Raw genomic sequence first — 20,289 nt, 5'->3', positions numbered from 1 at the left:
TTGAACTCATGATCCATTGATCGTAACCGGGATTTGCTGGAAATCAGATGGATAAGTTTGTTGATGCAATATTACATTCCAGGCTTTATGTTGTACAAAATTTCACCTATGACATAGCTATGACATTGTTGTAATTAATTGGTAATGAGTATTTTATTTTTTTAATGAAAAAGTATAGATGTCTTAAAATTGTTCACTGTATTATACTTTTAATGGGAATTAATGAGTCTGTGTTGTATGAGTATAAGGAATAGAATCAGGCTCAAGATGTTCGCTGTATTCATATTTATAAGTGGGTTTAATTGCAGAAAGTAAAAATTTATTATCCAATTGTTATCACACCGATTTCTTTCATTTGATCAGGGAATAAGGATGAATACTTTGAGACTCAAATAAGAATCAGATTACAACTTTGAAAAATAAGCTAAAGCATCAATACTATTGAATGTCATAGGTATGTCATATGTATGTAATGGCTCCATAGGGCATTTTTTTATGTAAATATTTTATCATTGCCCCTGAAAAGAAGTAAAGATGCATGTGAAAGATCTATATTAAGTTTTATTGGTATTGATTTTTATTAGGTTAAAATTCTTATTTTGATATTAAATTAATAAATTTTTACTTTTATACATGTTATATGCATATATATATTACACATATTTGATACACTATGAAATTTATTATTTTGTTTTTCCCGTTACTGCTGTTTGCACAGCCTAAAATTACCACAGCAACTATTGATAAAAGGCTGGAGGAGTCTAATGCTCTTCTTATTGATGGCCAGACAGATGATATGATTACATTGAATCTTTCAATACTGGATGATGCCAAACATATTAATTATGCGGAAGGAAAATTATCTGCATATTATAATCTGGCACTGGCTTTTTCCATGCAATACAGGTATAATAAAAGCAATTATTATTTGAAAATGATGGAACCTGAGTTCAAAAACTCGAATGCTGAAGATCAGGAAATTTCCATGAATATATTATACAGCATCAATTACAGAGGAATTAAAATGTATGATGAATCGTTAAAAAAGTTGAAAAAGAATCTGACAATGGCGGATGATTTAAAAAATGATTCTACCAGGCATGCTATTAAGGGAATGATTCTGGTTCAGGTAGGGAGAAATTATCTTGAGAAAAAAATGTACGACTCTGTTACCTACTATGGAAAGAAAATTGTTGATGAATTGAAAAAATCAAAAAAAATGGATACGGGGATGAATACCAGTCTGAAAGCAGCCATGCTCCTTTTATCCGAAGCAAAACTTAATGAAAATAAAATTGATTCTGCGGAGTATTATATAAAATCTGCCCAGTCTATAGCTGTTGACTGGGGGAATAATGATTTTGCAACATATAAGCTTTTAGGGCAAATTTGTGATGCGAGAAAGCAATATGATGCAGCTATTGTCAATTATGAAAAGGCCATAGTGCTTGCTGCAAAAGCAAAAAACTTCAGAAAATTATCAGAGTTGTACGGCTTAATATCCAGATCATACGAAAAAACCGGGCAGATTGATAATGAAAATAAATATGAGCTTAAATACAGCAGACTCAATGACAGTTTAAAAAAGATAGACGATAATAATCTGAAAGATACAGTAGATCTTCTTGTGGAAGAAAAACAAAAAAATCTGAAAAATGAAAATCATCTTTTGCTCTATATCATGATTGGAGGGATTGGAATTTTGGCAGTTATTTTCTTTATGATTAATAAAAGAATAAAAAATAAGAATAAGATGTTAAATGTCAGGGAAATGGAAACGAAGGAGCTTAATCAAAAATTGAATGTAGCTTTTGAAGAGGTGATACAACTGGCAAAAAATAATGATCCGGAATTCCTTACCCGTTTTCAGGAGGTTTACCCTGAATTTGTACCCAAACTGATGAAAATTGAACCTCAGCTGCAAAGTACTGAGCTCAAGTTTTGTGCCATGTTGTTTCTTAATTTTTCCACCAAAGATATTGCAGCATATACTTTTGTTCAGCCTCAGTCTGTACAGACAAGAAAGAACCGTTTACGCAAAAGATTGGGAATCTCGTCAGATGAGGATATTTATCTCTGGATGCTTAATTTGAGATAATTTTAGTGGATTTTTACCGGGATTAACTCACTGTAATACCTGTGTCATACCTGTTTTTTTTGAGACGAAAGGAGAATAAAGCAAATTTGTGCTGTAAGAGAATTATAACAATAAAGAAAATCGATCTGTTCGGAATTTTTTATTAAAATATAGTTTTTGTGGCGAAGTATGTTTAGTTATTATTGGCCGGAGACCAGCCGCACTTCGGCCCCCTTTCCGGGGATTTTTGATTAAGAATAAAGAATCTATGCACAAACCCGAATCTCCCGATTATAAAAGGATATATGAAGACCTTGTACGTCTGAAATACCCTGCAAAAAAACAAGAATGTGAATCTATATTGTCAAAACCCATATTTTCAGTAAAAGATGTAATTACCATTAACAATATTCTTTTTCCTAAAGCCAATAAACAAACCGAATTTGCCAATCAAAGACATCGTTCCTATGATAAAACTGCAATTCTGGAAATTCTAAGCTATCAGAAAAATAATAAACTGAATAATGCTGAATTAGCAAGATATTTTAAATTGAGCAGGAATACCATTGCCAAGTGGAAAAAACTGTTTCTCCTGTAATATCTTGTGTGTTTCAAAAGTGAAAAACCAATTTATGGAGAAAGATATCCTTGCAGACCATCGTTTATATCTCTATGTTAATGGTACATTTGCTTCCTGTTTTAGAAGATTGAACGCAATTTACAATGCCTGCTATGAAGGAGTGGTATATGCAGAAAAAGTGGTTGCAGGATAGTCTTTTGTAAATGGATTACCTCATAATACAACAAAAAAAAGAACTCAGACGAGTTCTCTTTTCGCATTTATTTGACCATGATTTTAATGCTTTCCCTATGATCGTTTTCATAGAGAATGCTGATCATGTAAACGCCTTTACTATAAGTTGAAAAATCTAATTGTATATCATAAGTATGAAGGTTTTTCCAGTCAGAAAGCTTTCTTTGAGCCATATCATAAACCATAATGTCCTTTATTTTCTCTTTACTTTTGATATGACAGAAATCTTTCACAGGATTAGGGTAAAATGTAAGCTCAGGCTCTACCTTCGTATCCGCAGTCCCCAGAGAACCAATAGTAATTGTTTTACTGAAAGTTTCTGCACAGGAATTTTTCATGACCGTAAGCGAGATTGTATAACTTCCCGGTGCAGTATATTGATGCACAGGGTTCAATGATGAATCGGTAATGCCATCACCAAAGTTCCATGATACAGATGTGTAATTGGCGGAATGATTGGTGAAATTTACAGTTGTTCCATTAATTCCTGCTATAAAATCCGAATGAAGATGAAACGCGTTACTGTTCCATTGTGGCGGATTATTAAAAAAAACAAGATCTGCAATATTCTGAAAATTTTCAGCCGTGTTTTGAGGCAGTCCGTTATAAAAAGTGGACGGAAAAACATGATCCTGAAAAATCGCAGAATACATAGAAGCTGCTACAAGATAACTTCCTTTAGGCCCTGGATGAATATCGTTATAAGACCCGTGAAGAGCCAGATCCTGGGAAGAATTGTAGTAATGTCTTGCAGATTCTCCGGCAGGAACCATTTCCACCTGCATCAGGTTAGACATCTTTGTAATGGAATCCTTAATTTTCTGCTGAAAAGCGAAATAGGTATTGTATTCATTCGCAGAGGGTACTCCATAAGGAATTTCATACAGAAATATCTTTGAACAAGGACTGTATTTACGAATAGAGTCTCTGATTTTCCGACTGCGCTCAGCAGTTACTGCAACAGGGTAGGAATGTCCCGCAGATTCACCGGTTCCGGGCTGCATGATGACATATTTATAGTTTTTAGATCTTATCTTTTGATACAATGAAGGATCATCCACATGATTTACAAATCCGGTTCCTCCGGGAGTATGTGTTGTTACAGACAGATTTTTCCCCTTTGAAGCCGCTATATTTTTGAATATTTCAGGCATGTCATTAAAATACGTCACACTGTTTCCGATAAACAGAACTTCATCGGATTGGCAGAATGATAAGACTGAAAAACCAGTGCATATCAGAAAAAGTAGTTTTTTTATCATAGAGTATTTTTTTGAGAGTTATTTTAAAAAAGGTACCTGCAGAAAACCACTTCTTATGCAGGTACACAACACAAACTCTGATTAAAAAATGTTTTTTTATATATTTTGCTTTATCCTTTTTTTAATGATAACCTTTTAAAAAGCACCTGCAGGAAACCCAATCTATACTGCAGGTACAACATTAAAAGGTGTTTAAAATGAAAATGTTAATGTATTTACTTTGTTAGAGATTTTTTTGATTTATAATGAGTTAATGATTGGGCTGTATTAGTTTAATAAATCTTGAAAAAAGTACCTGCAGGCATCTCGAATAACCTACAGGTACACGGTACTAATTATTAACTATTTCTTGATTAATTTCGTAGTGTAAGTAGTCTTGTCATCCTTTACAGAGATCACATACATTCCTTTTATCAGGGAAGCAACATTGATTCTCTGGCCATCCGGCTTCCCTTCCTGAACAAGTCTTCCGTCTGCACTGTAGATCTTGTAATCTGCTTTTCCTTTAAGTTTTTTTACTTCTACAAATGTATCGGCAGGATTAGGGTAGATTTCAAGATCAGAAGATGACTGAACAGATTCTTTAACCCCAAGTGCTGCATTAATTTTTACAGAAAAATCCCATACCGAACCATGAGAGATAATATCACCATTGGCATTTACGAAAGGACTTGCACATGCATCAGCTGAAGCATTAAAAAAACCACTGGCTACTCTCATTCTTAATGTTTTGTCTCCATTGTAAGCATTAGCCGGAACAGCAAAGGCAAAGCTTCCAAGGTGTGCTTCATTGGCATTAGGTACTGCACCATTAATACCTATTCTTTCTGAATTTTCAAACACTCCGTTTCTGTTGTAATCAATCCATACCTGTACCCAATCCTGAAAGTTTCCTCCTGCACGATTAGCATAAACAACATAATTAAGATTATATTGTGCTCCCTGTGTAAGCTGAATCAGTTTCGTAGGATCTTCTGAATAATCTTTATAAGTATGCTGCACGGTAGTTCCATTACCTGTTACATTGACATTAGCCAGGTTTACCCTTAATATACCACTGAAATATGGCGAAATTGTTGTATTGCCTCCCGTAGTCATCAAACAGTAATCATATCCTGTGCGTAGCCCTTTTGTTTTGAAATTAGAAACAGGGGAGAATGCTCCGGCAACATTATTAATCACGGATGCAACACGAACTTCATAAGAGGTCTCATCTTCAAGGTTATTCAGGAATACTGAATTAACAGGGCTGGCAGCATTAGACCAGTTTGTCGTTCCTGCCTTTCTGTAATTGATAGAATAGGTTGCTCCCGGTACATGATTCCATGAAACGGTTGCTGAGGTTTTTACTATATCATTTTCAAATACAGCAAGTCCGGTTGGGGGATTATTTAAAGTAGTAGGAGCCGCTCCAATAGTAACAGTAGGAGAAACTGTGTAAAATATATTTCCTACCGCCGAAATTCTCAGCTTAATATTGCCTTGTAGTGTTGCCGGCATCTGTATATCAAAACTACCGTCATTCGGAGTTGAAGCAACCAGTTCTGTCCATGCGGAACCATTAACAAGATCAGTTGTATATTCAATCTTTACATTGGCAACGTTATAGGGAGCCTGATTTGTATTGGCAACATCCCATGTAATGGTGTTGGATGCATTATTATAAAGGGTAGAAGAAGTACTTAAACCTTTAAATTTGAAAGGTCCGTCATTTCCAACGGTAACCGTATTTTCAGCAGAAATAGTTAATGGTCTGTTTGGATTATTATCACGCACCGTTACAGCATAGTGTAATACTCTTGGGATATACGAAACCGTTTCCCAAGTGTCTTTATTAGTTAATTTACCACTCATCACAATAGGAAGACTCGGGAAATATCTTCTGCCAGAGGCAACTGCTGGAAAAGAACGGGTAAGAGATCCTTCAGGGTTAAAACCCCATCCGCTGTCCCCTGAAATAGAGTTTGTAGCTCCCACACTGTCATATTGTTCCCAGTTGTACGTCAGCTGATCTCCGTTGGCATCCACTGCATTGGCATCCAGATAATAGGCTGTTCCCTTAGGGATATGATAAGAAATAAGCGGAGTGATGGCAGGAGCGTTATTGGCAATATTTTCAGCGGCACCGCATCCCACTTTACCTTCAAGATTGGTAAGGATTTGATTGATTGATGAATAATGGAAATAGGCATCACTGTTCATCTGAACATTATTGGCTGTAATTCCCGCATATCCCATGATGGTTGTACCTCCTCCCGGTTCTACATTGACATCTGAACTTTCTGTAACTGTAGAAAATGTATGGTTGCCTCCAAGTTGATGCCCCATCTCATGGGCTACATAATCTATATCGAATGTATCTCCCGCAGGATTCTGATTTTGTGTAAAAGCTGAACCTTTACCTTGTGGCTCCGCTACAGATGGATCGGTACATATACAACCTATACAGCCTGCATTACCATTTCCTCCTGCCGCATTAAAGACGTGTCCGATATCATAGTTTGCATTACCTACCTGTGCGGTTAAAGTTTGTTGCAGCTGTGTATTTAAATTACCGGTATAAGGATCATTAGCAGGATTGGCATAGATAATATTGGGAAGGTTTTGTATATTCAAATGGATAGCGAATTCCTTTTCAAAAACACCATTGACACGAGTCATGGTAGCATTCATCTGGGCAAGTGCGCCCGGTACCCCTCCAAAAAGCGTTGTATATTCACCTGTTGCAGATAAAGCAAGTCTATAAGTTCTGTACATGGATGCGGCAGGTCTTCCGGTAATATTGATTCCTGCAAGTTTGTTTTTTCCGGATTTTTTCAAGGATTTAATATCCAGTTCCTTTTTTCCTTCCATACTGCAGCTAAAGCCATGTTCAGAATCTGTTCTTTCAGTTTTATAGAATACACCATAGGTTTTTTTATCCGTAGTAATGGGCTCTATAAACTGGAAGATACCATCTTTGATTATCATTGATTGTATTTCTGTAGGGGATGTACTGAACCTTACATATTTGGACGGATCATCAATTCCGATCCCTACATAAGATCCCAATCCATATTTTTCAGCCAGTGATTTTTCCATTACAGGATTGCTGTACACGGCAAACTTTTCAATGGTTCCCTCTACAGTTGGCAGCTGGATGGTGACAGCTTTTGCATTGGCTCCGGTTTCTTCAGCATTTTTTAATAACTGTATCAAAGCATTAATATCAGTTTTGTATGCAAACTTGATTTTAACCTCTCTTCTGATATCGGATGTTTTCTGTGAAGCGGGTTCCCACCTCTGAGCATTGGAAAGACAGAATCCTGATATCAAAAATAATGATAATAGAGTTTTTCTCATTTTAAAAATTAGGTATTTAACAATGGTATTTGAAGATTGAATATAAAATTCGGGTATTCAAAAGTAATTGCTAATTTTGTAATACAAACGATGTTTACTTGCTGTTTTGTTAGATAGAGTATGTAATACGTATGTGTTTCGGGCGATATTGCTTTGATGTAGTGTTAATATTATATTTATGTTTTTGGTAGAGTTATGGAGAAAAGACTATTTGTTTGGCTCTTATTTATTTCTTCTTTAATGCATTCACAGCATACAGAGGAAGAACTGAAGAATGTCATTTTTGATATAGATTATTCTAAGGCCGGACCTCGGGAAATAGAAAAAATTGACAGTCTTATTAAAGTATGTAAGAAAAATTCCTATACTACCTGTACTGCGCTGGGCTATCTTAAGATTGCCAATATCTATGACAAACTGAATGATACGAAAAAATCTTTCTATTATATCAATAAAGTAGAGAAAGAAAATCTTATCAATTCCAATACAGACTTTGAAGTCATATTTTATTTCCATTTACAGAAGTCTTTTTTATACCAGAAGCTGGGGGAGAGAGTGGCTTCTTTTAAGCAGCTGGATGAAATTTATGATGATGCAATGAAAACGGACAATGCCTATTTTATTTATTTGATTAACAGACAGTATGCCAGTAAATATGATGAGTTGAAAAAAAAGGATCTCGTATTGAAGTATAGCAAAATAGCATATAAATATTCAAAGATCTACAGAGAGAATAAAGGAAACCGGTATCGGATTGATAAAAACAGGTTGAGTAACAGCTATAAGACATCTGCTTATCTTGGGGGAATTTATACAGATCTGAATAAACTGGATTCAGCAAAAATCTACATTGATGAAGCGATACGGAATGAAAAAAAAGTAGATGATATCGGGATCAAATATATTACTTCATTCTATGCCGGACGATATTTTAAAGCGGTTAAAAATGTCCCGCAGGCTCAGCATTATTTTTGGATCTCCAAAAATATTGCTACAAATTATTATAAAAGTGAAAATTATCAAATAGCGGTTGCTGATGAACTTAAAGCTCTGTATGAGAGCCTGGGAGAAAAGGACAGTATTGGCTACTATTCCAACTGGCTGCTGGATATAGAGTCTTCAAGCAGCGAGCAATACCAGATTTTAAATGACACTGTTGATAAGCAAAACGAATTGGAAACCAGCAAAAGAAAAAAAGAGGCAAAAAATCTCTTTTTGATACTATCAGTCAGTATTGCTGTATGTATTCTTTTCATTGTTCTTTCCCTGTATTATTACAGAAAACACAAGAGTAAAAGCCTGGATAAGATGGATGTGCCTCATCAGTTACCTGTTCAGGAGAGTATCTTTAAGGAGGTCATCCAGCTCGCTAAAGAAAATAACCCGGAATTTTTAACCCGTTTCAATGAATACTGTCCTGGTTTTTCAGAAGAACTCCTGAAAATTTTTCCTTTAAAAATGTCAGAAATACGGTTCTGTGCTTACGTATACCTAAATTTTTCCACTAAAGAAATTGCAGATTATACATTTACCTCCGTAAGAACTGTACAAACTAAGAAATATAATTTGCGGAAAAAACTGGATATTCCCAGTGATATGGATATTTATGTATGGTTTTCCAAATTACTGAAATAAAATTGATCTTAAAAAACAGAAGCTATCTCATTCATGAAACAGCTTCTGTGCAAATGTGAAAAAGTATAATGTGTTTTGAACTTTCAAAGTTTTTTAAAAAACCTGCAGGAAAATAACACAAACCTGCAGATAGTAGATATCCTAAATATTAAAAACTATTTTCTGATTCTGAAAAAAAGTGCTATTTCTTAATTGTTTTAATCGTTTTTGTAGTTCCGTCTGTCATTTTTAAAGTAACAAGATATAATCCTGTTTTTAAATCATTCAGGTACAACTGAGATGAAGGTTTTTCAATTGTTTTAACGGGTTTTCCTAATGCATCAGTAACTGTAACTGATTTGACTTTTGAGATGTCTGAAATATTAAGAACATCGCTGAAAGGATTAGGCAATACGGTGATCTTATTTTTGCTATTCAAAGTTTCATGAGTAGACAAGATTGTATTGTCATAAGCGGAAATCTGAATCTCTCCATCGTCTGTAGAGGAATTGTACTTCCATACACTTACATATAAAGTAGTTCCTGGTGTTTGCCCCGTTAATGAAACCAATGGTAAGAAGTTCTGACTACTGGTAACATCACAAGCGATTTCTGTTAAATTTCCACAAGTACCACTATATACTGAAATCACCGGAGAAGAAAACGGGGATCCTGAAACTTCCTGAGCCTCCAGGGTTATATTTCCGCTAGCCGGAACGACAACTTTAAACCATATATTCTCAACTGAATCCAGATTGCAGGAGGGAAGAGCATCGTCTGTAGTAGCACCTGAATTAGAGACTGTGACTGAACCTGAAGGAAAGTCTGTTCCTACTGTCAAGGTTGTAGCACCTGCACAATTATTATTAGAAGGAGGAGAAACTTCATAGGCAGAAACCTGAAATTCTCCATTTTCTGTATTTGAACTGTACTTCCAAACACTTATGTATAAAGTAGTTACGGGAGTCTGACCGCTTAATTTGACTTTTGAAAATGAGCCTTCTCCACTATCATCATCACAGGCAATTTCCGTTAAAGAATTACAGTCTCCGGTATACACTGTAAGTACGGAATCATCAAATGACGAATTTGAAACTGAGCGGGTTTCTACTGTTAAATTTCCGCTAGCCGGAACCACCACTTTAAACCAGACATTTTCTACAGCATCCGGGTTACAAACAGGCAATGTATTGTCTGTGGAGGAAGCTGTATTATTTGAGATAACGGCTCCAGAGGTAAAATCTGTTCCAACAGTTATTTGAGTAGCTCCGGAGCAGTTGTCATTCTGTGCTTTTGCAAATATTGCAGAGAACAAAAAGAAATAGGGTAGTAATTTTTTCATAGAATTGATGTGTATATTTTGAGTTAAGAAGTTATGAGCTGGCCTTAGAATATTATTGATTTCTGTTGTGGAGTTAAATAATGAAGTAATTTCCGGTCAAAAGTAATTGTTAATTGTGTAATATAAATCGGTTTTAATTGTTGTATTTGCGTATTGTGTATGTAATACGTATATATTTTGTCTTTTATTGAATTGTTATAGTATTAATATTGCATTAAATAGTATGGGGTACTCATGATAAAAAATCTAAGTTTTCTGCTTTTCTTAATTTCTTCCCTTTTTTACGCACAACAAACTGAAGAACAGTTGAAGAATATTCTTTTTGATATTGAATTTTGTACATCCGGTCCAAAAGAAATAGAAAAAATTGAAAATATTATAACAATTTGCCGGATGAATTCCTACCAGGACTGCATCGCATTAGGATATCTTAAGATTGCCAATATTTACAACAAAAATAATGATGTTAAAAAAGCATTCTACTATATAGGGAAAGTAGAGAATGAAAACTTAATTAATGAAGAAACAGATTTTGAAATTGTTTTATATCTCAATCTTTTAAAATCTTTACTTTATTATAATTTGGGAGAACGGGTTACTGCGCTACGGCAGATGGATGAAATTTATGAGAAGACTTTGGAGCAGCATAATGCTTACTATACCTATCTGATCAATTGGCAGTACGCGGGGTTTTATAATGAAATGGGCGATACCGAAAAGGCATTAAAGAAGATTAAAATTGCCTATCAATACTCCAAAATATACAGAGAAAATAAAAATAATCAATACAAAATGCATAAAACCAAATTAGCCTGGAGTTATAAAACAACAGCATATTTGGCGGCAGTGTATGTTGATCTGGGTAAGCTTGATTCTGCAAAGATCTATGTACAGGAATCATTGGGAGATTTAAAAAAAACAAGTGATAAAGGCGTTTTGTACTTTACTTTGTTTAACGCTGCAAAATATTACAGAACAATAAAAGACTTTGAAAATGCACAGCAATACCTATGGATCTGTAAAAAAATTGCGAACAATCACTTTAAGAATGTGCCTCATCAAAAACCTGTAGCCAATGAGTTGAAAAACCTCTATGAGGAAATAAATGAAAAAGACAGCGCTGCTTTTTATGCAGATATGTTACTGGATATTCAAACTGCTGGGGAGCATCAAAGCTATGATTTAAAAGATTTTATTGATAAAAGAGATGAGCTTGAAGGCAAAAAGGAGAAGGAATTTACAGAAAGATTGATATGGCTGTTATCGGGAACCATTGTAATAGGTGTTTTTTTCATCTTCCTTTTCTGGTTTTACTATAAAAAATATAAAAGCAGAAACCTGGATACACTTGATGTTCCTCATCAACCACCGGTACAGGAATGTATTTTTAAAGAAGTTATACAACTTGCTAAAGAAAATAATGCTGAATTCTTAACCCGTTTCAATGAATACTGCCCCCGTTTTTCTGAAGAGCTTCTGAAGGTTTCGCCTTTAAAAATTTCAGAAGTAAGATTCTGTGCCTACATTTATCTTAATTTCTCTACCAAGGAAATTGCCGGGTATACTCATACTTCAGTAAGAACTGTGCAGACCAAGAAATACAATTTGCGAAAAAAACTGGATATTCCCGTTGATATGGATATCTATGTTTGGTTTTCTAAATTATTAAAATAAAAAAGAGACTATTTCATTTCGAAATAGTCCCCGTAGTAAATTAATTCCCGATTAAAAACCAGTGGTTAATTTCTTATGGTGGAAATATGGATGCATTGCAATCCATTACAATCTTTAAGTTCAATGTTGGTGATCATTTCACTGTAGATCCGGGTAGAGGTATCATTAAATTGATATCCTTCTATAAACACTGGTCTGTCTTTAGGAAGATCGCTCTGCTCATTAAGCATTTCCAGCGATAAACTATCAGGATAACCTTCATTTTTTTTAAACGTGATCTCTATTAAACCGTTGTCAGCCAGATAGTCAAACTTTTTTAAATGAGAAGGCAGACTGGCCTTGGTTTTAAAAACGTTTAATTTTTCAATACTGCTTTTGTAAAGGTTAAACATGCTGCTGGTTCCAACGGCATCATTGTAAACTGCAAATTGTATGTTACTGTTTTTCTGGCCCAACAGTAATAATGAATTAATAATGAAGAGTATGTACAATAACTTTTTCATAATAAAAATAGAGGTTTAAATGTTGGATATTTTACCATGGAAGGCTGGTGTTAATTCCTGTTTTTTACTACAATCCATCCTGTATACTTTATTGGGGTTTGTTTTGTGTTGTTTTCATTCCAGCCCATTTCAAACCAGTAAGTTCCTGTAGGTTCTTTTTTACCGTCCATGGTTCCGTCCCATTTGAATCCGTTTAATTTACTTCCTGTATGAATTCTGCTTCCATATCTGTCGTAGATACCGAATGTGAAATTACTTTTATTTGCCAAAGCAGAATAATCAAGTACGTCATTGATTCCATCACCGTTAGGGGTGATGATGTTTATTAAATTAGGAACCGTAATTTCTACCTGTACAGGAACACAGTTATATGAATCCCTTACATAGAAAGTATGGCTTCCGCGGGATATATTGGTAAATATGTTTTCACTCTGCCAGTTGATATTGTCCATCGAATATTGATAAGGCGCTGTACCTGCAATTACATTTAAGGTAACCGTATTATTGTTAATGTTAATATCTGAAATAACAGGGTTTTCAGAAGCATAAACCTTCACTGTTTGCCTGGTGGTACATTCTCTGGTTTTCAGATCTACCCAGTAGACCCCAACCCCTGCATTTTTGATGGACTGTGTTGTCGCTCCAGTACTCCATTCATAAGAGGTATAGCCTGGTCCTGCATCTAATATGGTTGTACTTTCCATACAGATAATTTTATCCTTTAATGCTTCTGAATAGCTGGGAGGAATAACCGTGAGAGTTACTTTTGCAATTTTATAACATCCGCTGGCATTGCTTACCTTAATGTAAACCAAACCGTTAGGAGCAATATAGTTGGAGGGAGTCAGAATTTCGTTTGTCCCGTTATGCGCATCAGTAGGAGATGGATAGTATTGCTTAGTAATTCCCGGTTGTACATTAACTCCTGCCGTTGTTAAATCAAATAACCCAAACAACGGATTGGATGGCTGGAAACATGATCTTAAAGCTGCATCTTTTACAATGGGGCTTTCAGAAACAGTAAAGGTTACAGTTACCCGTTCACAATCTGTAAATTCCGGATCATTCCCACAAAATTTATAAACAATGGTATCAGTACCCAGAAAACCGAAATTGGGAACATAATTAATTACTCCTGCTGCATCAATGGTAGCAGTACCGTTTGTTGGAGAAGTAATAATCGTTACTGTACTCGGAACGTAAGTTTGGGTGGAATTGGTAAATTCCGGTACGATCGTAAGATTTCCTTCGCAAACAGTAATCGCTTTTGTAGATTCCTGAAGACATGTGTATACTTTATAGACAGGGGTGGTTGCCGGTGGACAAGTGCTTACTGAAATTTTCACGGTGTAATTTCCCGCAGCCACTGGAGCATAAGTATTGGTATTGGCTCCGTTAATAGGATTTCCGTTGAGAAACCATTGGTAGGTATCATAGCTGTCATTTACTTCCAATACAATACCCGGAATACAGTCTCCGGTCTTTTTTGAAATCAGTGGGATGGAAGAGAAACCTGCAAAATAACCCCCGTATCCTGATGTGCTGTAACCACCATTAATACCTGCTGTTACAGCTTTATCAGAAACTACAGTTATATTTCCAGTGATGGATGGGATAGCATATGTTACCCAGCTGCTATTTCCTGTCAATGGGAAAGGTCCTTGTGCGGCAGTGGGAGTAATGCCGTTTACCGTGACATTGGCTCCGGTTTCCGTTAAAATATTCAGTTTTACAACAGTGCCGGTTGGGACAGTGCTTGTTACCCCTGGTCCTGTTGGCATTTCATTGATTTTCCCGATTTCATCAATTTTTCGGGGTAAAAAGCAGTTCAATGGCGGGATATAGTTGAATCCAACCGTTGCACTGCTGTTATTTACAGAGACCAACTGATATAAATAGACATTTTTTGAAGTCGTAATAAACATATTGAAATGTCCGGAATTTCCCTGCTGCACATAATTACTTCCTGAAACTCTGTAAAATTCCCCACTGTTGATGGTCGCAACAGGAGTGTTGGAACCGTTAATAAATATTTGTGTATTGTTTTCTGTTCCTACAATGATGCCACCTTCAAGATCCGGATCGGTAGATCTTGTTCTTACTATGGCAAAGGTGCTACCAAGCCTATCCGTAGGTACAGCCTGATCAAGAACCGCATCAGATCCCATGCTGGTGTTGTTTCCAAAATTTCCATTGATATTTCCGTTGGTAAGGGTAATCGGTTTATCAGAAACAATTTTAGCTCCAATAAAAGCTGATATATTTTGACCTCCTATTCCAGGACCTCCGGCAAAAATAAAGGATTGTCCTTTGTTGAGAGTGATTGTTTGCGAATGGGTGGCAGGTGTTCCTCCAAAGAAAGTTACATTTCCATTCCAAGTAGTGGTGATAACTGTATTATTCTCTGTTGCCAATATACCTGCTGAGAAGTTAAATATGTTAAGTGATGAAGTGGTAGGAGTTGCGGCTACAAAAAATTCTTTGCCTATACCGGCTTTTCCTTTACTTGTTATAATTTCAGCGTGTACAGTACCGCTTACCATTCTTAATGAACAGTAAAATGGCTTGCTTCCATGTACATATAAACCTTTATTGATAGTAGTGAATGCATTTGAAGCAACATTAGCTGCTATAATACTAGCCGGCACCACAAAAGTCTGAGGAGACCCTTTACTGATGGTGACATTACCTATCGGGACATTATTGTTGTTAATTGTAACAACAAAAGGAGTTGCAGAATCGGTAGAAAGATAGAGTGCCTGCGTATAATTTACAGACCCGTAATAAGGTGCAAACCAATGATCTGTATCTCTTTGTGCCAAAAGAGGAGGACTCAATAGAAGGAACAATAAACAAAATATAATACTTTTCATGCATCGTTAAATTTTCGTTCTAAAAATTACGAATTCTTTTTTTAAAAACGATTATGATTTTATTATTAATTTTTTATTAATTGTTATATTTCAATATACCATTTCTATTAAAAAGTAATCATTGGATTGTCTGAAAAAATAAGAAAATACTGAAAAAGAGGGAATCTTTTCAGAAACGTATGAATGCCGTTTGATACCTTAGATACAAGATCGCGCACCTAATGGCTTGTTAATGGTCTGATTATAACTGGCAAAATTTATTTCATTTTTATATTTTTTCTTAGAGCATTTTCCATTTTATTGTTTGGATAAAAATAATTTAATAAAAATATAAACTGACTATACTTTTGTATAGTTTTAAATCAAAGCTTGATGAATTAATTTGAAGGGAACCTCTGTTCAAACACTATCAGTAAAGAGAGTACTTGATTTTTATTTTAATTCTTTTTTTAATATTCAATCTAATGCCTGTTTTTGTGTGTATATTGTGTTTAAAAATTTCACTTAATGTTGAAAATTCAATAAAAGCAGGTGTTTTTTGTCTTTTAAGTAATTTTCTACAATAGGTTTAAGTCTGAATATAATTATACTAAGAAAAGTAAATACTTACGGACTCAAATTTTTTGAATGCCTGTCACCCGAAGAAAAAAAATACACACTATTACCTATGATTTCCATCTTAAGTATACCAACAGTGTAGATGTGCTTGTTAACCATAGGATCACCCCTATAGAACTGGATGATCATGGTGAAATTTCCAAAATAGTCTGTGTGGTGTCTTATTCCCTGAACAGGAATGCAGGAAATATCAGGATTATATCCAATACTTCAGAAACCTACTGGAAATATAATCTCTTTACCGGAAAATGGACAGAAGAATGCAAAATAACCTTAAAGATAAGGGAAATCGAGATCATACGGCTGTATCTCCAGGGATTAAAAATAGAAGAAATCGCAGAACAACTGTTTGTGTCGCCCAGTACAATAAAGTTTCACAGAAGCAAATTGTTTGAAAGAATTGGAGTGAAAAATATAATTGAAGCAATATCCTACGTAATAACGAATAATTTGATTTAAACTTTACTTTTTAAAACATTTTCCAGTCCTGAAGTACCGAGAAACAAAATGTACTTCTCTTTATAATCTTATTTTTCAAGCCTTGAAAAATAGTTGTTTCTATGTCCTTACTAACGTACGAGAATTTTCCCTCCGCAAAATTCAGAGGGAAAATACCCGGCCAGCTTAGTTAAGCTGATAATTTGTGATCACTAAACTCAGGATGAAATGAACATAATTCTGTTCTACCTCTTTTCTGTTAATCAGTTTGTTTTTGTATTCATAAGAATTCAGGTCGCGTGATAATTTCTGATACGTTTCAAAATCATCACCCTTTATCTTTACTCTTATATTACCATCTTTTCTGTTAATAAGTACATTATCCAGAGTTCTTACTTTAAATAAAACTTCGCATAACGTAGGGCGAGCCTTCATGGAACCGATATATCTTTCAACTATATTAATCTTGAACGAATCAAATATGATGTTATTAAAAACGATTTTAGAATTAGGCTCCTGAGTGTTGAGTTCAAGTTTATAGTTCATTACTTTATAAATTTTGGCAAATATAAGTTTAATTATGCCAAAAAACAGACTGTTTTAATAGATCATTCCCATATTAATGATTGAATTTTATTCTATAAACACAAAATCATATGAAAATGTGAATATTAGAGGCTTATAAATGAGGACGTAACAAAAGTGTAACAAACATTTTCTTTCCTTTTATTTTTTTCATTATAGGCATTTCCGTAATTTTATTCTCTGTATAACAAAAATTCATATTAATACCAATATAATGGAAAGATATAGTTATGGGATGGTTGGCCTTGGAGTAATGGGGCGGAATCTGCTTTATAATATCGCTGACAACGGGTTTTCAATCGCAGGATTCGACCTTGATCAGGAGAAAGTTAAAGAATTAGAAGGCGGAGCTGCTTCAGAAATGAAGGTGAAAGGTACAGGATCTTTAGAAGACTTTGTATCCGCATTGGAAGTTCCAAGAAAAATTATTCTTATGGTTCCTGCAGGAAAACCTGTAGATGCTGTGCTGGAAAATATTACCCCGCTTTTAAGCGAAGGCGATATCGTGATTGATGCAGGAAATTCTTATTTCGAAGATACCAACAGACGTGTTGCTGACCTGGCATCTAAAAAACTGCATTTTATGGGAATGGGAGTGTCAGGAGGTGAAAAAGGGGCCAGAACAGGTCCAAGTATAATGCCTGGAGGGGATCTGGATGCATTCAAACTTCTGAAACCGATGCTGGAAGCCATTGCAGCCAAAGTAGACAACGAAGCGTGTACAGCATATATGGGAAAAGGATCTGCCGGAAACTATGTGAAAATGGTACACAACGGTATTGAATATGCCATAATGCAGCTGATCAGTGAAGCTTATGATCTCCTTAAAAGAGGAGCAGGTTTAAATAATGAACAGCTTTATCAGGTTTTCAAAGAATGGAATAACGGCGAAATGAACTCGTTCCTTATTGAAATTACCAGAGATATCTTCACACAAAAAGATTCATTAACAGATGGCTATCTTGTAGATCAGATTTTAGATAAAGCAGGTGCGAAAGGAACCGGAAAATGGACTTCAGAACAGGCCATGGAAATCGGAGTTTCTATTCCTACCATTGATATTGCGGTAACTTCAAGAATTTTATCTGCTTATAAAAACGAGAGAGTTCAGGCTTCAAAAATATATGCCGATAACGAAATTGTAAAACCTGAAAATACAGAATTATTCATTAAGGAGGTTGGCGATGCTCTTTTCCTTTCTACCTTAATCAGCTATGCACAAGGTTTATCTTTACTGGTAAAAGCATCTGAAGAATACGGCTTTGAAATTCCATTGAAAGATGTTGTGAAAATCTGGAGAGGAGGATGTATTATCCGTTCAGTTTTGCTGGAAAAATTCTATTCCGCTTATACCCAAAACCCTAACCTTTCTAATATTCTTCTTGATAAAGAAATTTCAGAACTGGTAAAATCAAAAATCAAAGGTTTAAGAAAAACAGCTGGATATGCCGCTACCAACGGAATTTCAAGCCTGGGAATTCAGACAGCTTTAGGATATTTTGATGCATATACTACAGAATCTCTTCCCGTGAATCTTATCCAGGCTCAGCGTGATTATTTCGGAGCTCATACCTATCAGCGTATTGACAGAGAAGGAGTTTTTCATACTTCCTGGCAGAGTGCAAACAACTAAAATTCGGAAAAATGAATCAAAATAAAGTCTTGCAGCCAACAACTATTGTTATTTTTGGTGCTACAGGCGATCTGGCAAAAAGAAAACTTTTTCCGGCATTTTACAACTTATATATCGATGGCAGAATGCCCAAAGGATTCAATATTGTAGCATTGGGAAGAGCTGAAAATACCAACGAAAATTTCAGAAATTATATCAAAGAAAACCTTGAAAGTTTCTCAAGAAAAAAAGTGACTTCCGAAGACTGGGCAGGTTTTCAGGCTCATATTACTTACTTTCAGCATCAGCTGGATGAAGAAAGTTCTTACGAAAATCTGCAGCAGAAACTGCAGGATTTCGATACCGTTTACGGAATGAGAGCAAACAGACTGTTTTATTTATCCATCGGGCCCAACTTTATTTCTACAATATCCAATCATATCAAAACGACTTTACTAGCTTCTGATCCGAAAAAAGACCGTATCATTATCGAGAAGCCTTTTGGTCACAATAAACAATCTGCTGTTGAATTGAACAGCCTTTTGGCTAAAACATTTGAAGAAGAGCAGATCTACCGTATCGACCACTATCTGGGAAAAGAAACGGTGCAGAATATACTGGCTTTCAGATTTGGAAATTCTATTTTTGAACCTTTATGGGACCATAAATATATAGAATCTGTACAGATTACGGTAGCGGAAGAAGTTGGAGTAGAGACTAGAGGAGCATTCTACGAACAGACAGGTGCGTTAAGAGATATGATTCAGAATCACCTGTTGCAGATTCTGTGTATGGTGGCTATGGAACCACCGGCTTCATTGCAGTCAGGTGAAATCAGAGACCGGAAAGTTGACGTTCTGAAATCAATTCGGAGAATATCTTCCGATCAGGTTGATCATTATGCGGTAAGAGGCCAGTATGGAAAAGGAACCATCAACGGAGTGGAAGTGAAAGGCTACCGCCAGGAAGATGGAATTGCTTCGGATTCCAATACAGAGACTTTTGCAGCGATTAAATTTTATCTGGATAACGAAAGATGGCAGGATGTCCCTTTCTATGTCCGTACCGGAAAGAAAATGAAAGAAAAGCATTCTTACATTACCATTCAGTTTAAGCCGCTTCCTCACTCAACGTTCTCAGACAGCCCACATCTTTTATCTGCCAACAGGTTGATCATTAATATTCAGCCCATGATGGATATCAGATTACAGTTCATGACCAAAAAACCGGGACTGACACTGGATCTGAAACCTGCAGAAATGATTTTCGATAATTTTGCCTGTAAAGAAGATACTCCGGAGGCGTATGAAACTTTGTTACAGGATGCTCTTTTAGGAGATCTTACCTTATTTATGCGTTCCGATCAGGTGGAAGAGGCGTGGGATGTAGTGACTACCATACAGGAAGCATGGGAAAATAACAAAGATTTATCTTTCCCAAATTATAAAGCAGGAAGCTGGGGTCCGGAAGATGTTAATGCTTTGGTGGAAAGACAAGGGCACAGCTGGGTATAAACAAAATAAAATGTAAACAGA

At 35.5% G+C, this 20,289-nt stretch carries 14 protein-coding genes; 8 read left to right on the top strand and 6 right to left on the bottom strand.

Annotated features, from left to right (window positions below; genetic code table 11):
* The first annotated feature begins 673 nt into the window (after positions 1 to 673).
* The 3 genes from V0410_RS05920 (at position 674) to V0410_RS05910 (ending at position 2,850) form a co-directional block, all read left to right on the top strand.
* Entirely contained in the window at positions 674 to 2,098 is a 1,425-nt protein-coding gene (locus V0410_RS05920) for a hypothetical protein (RefSeq protein WP_330746706.1), read from the top strand.
* A gap of 247 nt (positions 2,099 to 2,345) precedes the next feature.
* Complete coding sequence (locus tag V0410_RS05915; protein ID WP_330746705.1) at positions 2,346 to 2,675, top strand: helix-turn-helix domain-containing protein; 330 nt, start codon at positions 2,346 to 2,348, stop codon at positions 2,673 to 2,675.
* Between the two features lie 34 nt (positions 2,676 to 2,709).
* A complete protein-coding gene (locus V0410_RS05910) occupies positions 2,710 to 2,850 on the top strand; it encodes a hypothetical protein (RefSeq protein WP_330746704.1) in 141 nt (46 codons plus the stop codon).
* A 67-nt stretch (positions 2,851 to 2,917) separates the two neighbouring features.
* Here V0410_RS05910 and V0410_RS05905 read toward each other — a convergent pair whose 3' ends face one another.
* The gene (locus V0410_RS05905; protein ID WP_330746703.1) at positions 2,918 to 4,153 is read right to left on the bottom strand and encodes a PKD domain-containing protein; all 1,236 of its coding nucleotides are present in this window, start codon (positions 4,151 to 4,153) and stop codon (positions 2,918 to 2,920) included.
* A 342-nt stretch (positions 4,154 to 4,495) separates the two neighbouring features.
* Positions 4,496 to 7,495 carry a reprolysin-like metallopeptidase gene (locus tag V0410_RS05900; RefSeq protein ID WP_330746702.1) on the bottom strand — a complete coding sequence of 1,000 codons (3,000 nt, stop codon included), beginning with the start codon at positions 7,493 to 7,495 and terminating at the stop codon, positions 4,496 to 4,498.
* A 240-nt stretch (positions 7,496 to 7,735) separates the two neighbouring features.
* On the opposite strand from V0410_RS05900, the gene V0410_RS05895 reads away from it, so the two are divergent.
* Complete coding sequence (locus V0410_RS05895; protein WP_330746701.1) at positions 7,736 to 9,130, top strand: helix-turn-helix transcriptional regulator; 1,395 nt, start codon at positions 7,736 to 7,738, stop codon at positions 9,128 to 9,130.
* A gap of 181 nt (positions 9,131 to 9,311) precedes the next feature.
* Here the strand turns inward: V0410_RS05895 and V0410_RS05890 are convergent, their stop codons facing one another.
* Positions 9,312 to 10,451 (bottom strand): T9SS type A sorting domain-containing protein, encoded by a 1,140-nt coding sequence (locus tag V0410_RS05890; RefSeq protein WP_330746700.1) that lies wholly within the window; start codon positions 10,449 to 10,451, stop codon positions 9,312 to 9,314.
* 393 nt (positions 10,452 to 10,844) lie between these two features.
* On the opposite strand from V0410_RS05890, the gene V0410_RS05885 reads away from it, so the two are divergent.
* Positions 10,845 to 12,125 carry a helix-turn-helix transcriptional regulator gene (locus tag V0410_RS05885; RefSeq protein WP_330746699.1) on the top strand — a complete coding sequence of 427 codons (1,281 nt, stop codon included), beginning with the start codon at positions 10,845 to 10,847 and terminating at the stop codon, positions 12,123 to 12,125.
* A 65-nt stretch (positions 12,126 to 12,190) separates the two neighbouring features.
* Here V0410_RS05885 and V0410_RS05880 read toward each other — a convergent pair whose 3' ends face one another.
* Both V0410_RS05880 and V0410_RS05875 read right to left on the bottom strand, forming a co-directional pair.
* On the bottom strand, positions 12,191 to 12,628 hold the full coding sequence (locus tag V0410_RS05880; RefSeq protein ID WP_330746697.1) for a hypothetical protein: 438 nt from the start codon (positions 12,626 to 12,628) through the stop codon (positions 12,191 to 12,193).
* A gap of 50 nt (positions 12,629 to 12,678) precedes the next feature.
* Complete coding sequence (locus tag V0410_RS05875; protein ID WP_330746696.1) at positions 12,679 to 15,501, bottom strand: T9SS type B sorting domain-containing protein; 2,823 nt, start codon at positions 15,499 to 15,501, stop codon at positions 12,679 to 12,681.
* Between the two features lie 627 nt (positions 15,502 to 16,128).
* On the opposite strand from V0410_RS05875, the gene V0410_RS05870 reads away from it, so the two are divergent.
* Positions 16,129 to 16,578 carry a response regulator transcription factor gene (locus tag V0410_RS05870; RefSeq protein WP_330746695.1) on the top strand — a complete coding sequence of 150 codons (450 nt, stop codon included), beginning with the start codon at positions 16,129 to 16,131 and terminating at the stop codon, positions 16,576 to 16,578.
* A 165-nt stretch (positions 16,579 to 16,743) separates the two neighbouring features.
* Here the strand turns inward: V0410_RS05870 and V0410_RS05865 are convergent, their stop codons facing one another.
* On the bottom strand, positions 16,744 to 17,103 hold the full coding sequence (locus V0410_RS05865) for a prevent-host-death protein (RefSeq protein WP_330746694.1): 360 nt from the start codon (positions 17,101 to 17,103) through the stop codon (positions 16,744 to 16,746).
* Positions 17,104 to 17,356: 253 nt separating this feature from the next.
* Between V0410_RS05865 and gndA the strand changes: the two genes are divergently transcribed.
* Both gndA and zwf read left to right on the top strand, forming a co-directional pair.
* Complete coding sequence (gene gndA / locus V0410_RS05860) at positions 17,357 to 18,775, top strand: NADP-dependent phosphogluconate dehydrogenase (RefSeq protein ID WP_330746693.1); 1,419 nt, start codon at positions 17,357 to 17,359, stop codon at positions 18,773 to 18,775.
* Positions 18,776 to 18,786: 11 nt separating this feature from the next.
* On the top strand, positions 18,787 to 20,268 hold the full coding sequence (zwf, locus tag V0410_RS05855) for a glucose-6-phosphate dehydrogenase (RefSeq protein WP_330746692.1): 1,482 nt from the start codon (positions 18,787 to 18,789) through the stop codon (positions 20,266 to 20,268).
* Positions 20,269 to 20,289 lie beyond the last annotated feature (21 nt).

The sequence above is a fragment of the Chryseobacterium sp. CP-77 genome, assembly GCF_036362765.1.
Lineage (GTDB): Bacteria > Bacteroidota > Bacteroidia > Flavobacteriales > Weeksellaceae > Chryseobacterium > Chryseobacterium cupriresistens.
This window is presented reverse-complemented; position numbering and strand designations above follow the sequence as displayed.

Excerpts from the sequence above, each read along its gene's own strand:
- V0410_RS05920 (WP_330746706.1), top strand. The coding sequence starts at position 674 with ATGAAATTTATTATTTTGTTTTTCCCGTTACTGCTGTTTGCACAGCCT.
- V0410_RS05915 (WP_330746705.1), top strand. The coding sequence starts at position 2,346 with ATGCACAAACCCGAATCTCCCGATTATAAAAGGATATATGAAGACCTT.
- V0410_RS05910 (WP_330746704.1), top strand. The coding sequence starts at position 2,710 with ATGGAGAAAGATATCCTTGCAGACCATCGTTTATATCTCTATGTTAAT.
- V0410_RS05905 (WP_330746703.1), bottom strand. The coding sequence starts at position 4,153 with ATGATAAAAAAACTACTTTTTCTGATATGCACTGGTTTTTCAGTCTTA.
- V0410_RS05900 (WP_330746702.1), bottom strand. The coding sequence starts at position 7,495 with ATGAGAAAAACTCTATTATCATTATTTTTGATATCAGGATTCTGTCTT.
- V0410_RS05895 (WP_330746701.1), top strand. The coding sequence starts at position 7,736 with ATGCATTCACAGCATACAGAGGAAGAACTGAAGAATGTCATTTTTGAT.
- V0410_RS05890 (WP_330746700.1), bottom strand. The coding sequence starts at position 10,451 with ATGAAAAAATTACTACCCTATTTCTTTTTGTTCTCTGCAATATTTGCA.
- V0410_RS05885 (WP_330746699.1), top strand. The coding sequence starts at position 10,845 with ATGAATTCCTACCAGGACTGCATCGCATTAGGATATCTTAAGATTGCC.
- V0410_RS05880 (WP_330746697.1), bottom strand. The coding sequence starts at position 12,628 with ATGAAAAAGTTATTGTACATACTCTTCATTATTAATTCATTATTACTG.
- V0410_RS05875 (WP_330746696.1), bottom strand. The coding sequence starts at position 15,501 with ATGAAAAGTATTATATTTTGTTTATTGTTCCTTCTATTGAGTCCTCCT.
- V0410_RS05870 (WP_330746695.1), top strand. The coding sequence starts at position 16,129 with ATGCCTGTCACCCGAAGAAAAAAAATACACACTATTACCTATGATTTC.
- V0410_RS05865 (WP_330746694.1), bottom strand. The coding sequence starts at position 17,103 with ATGAACTATAAACTTGAACTCAACACTCAGGAGCCTAATTCTAAAATC.
- gndA (WP_330746693.1), top strand. The coding sequence starts at position 17,357 with ATGGAAAGATATAGTTATGGGATGGTTGGCCTTGGAGTAATGGGGCGG.
- zwf (WP_330746692.1), top strand. The coding sequence starts at position 18,787 with ATGAATCAAAATAAAGTCTTGCAGCCAACAACTATTGTTATTTTTGGT.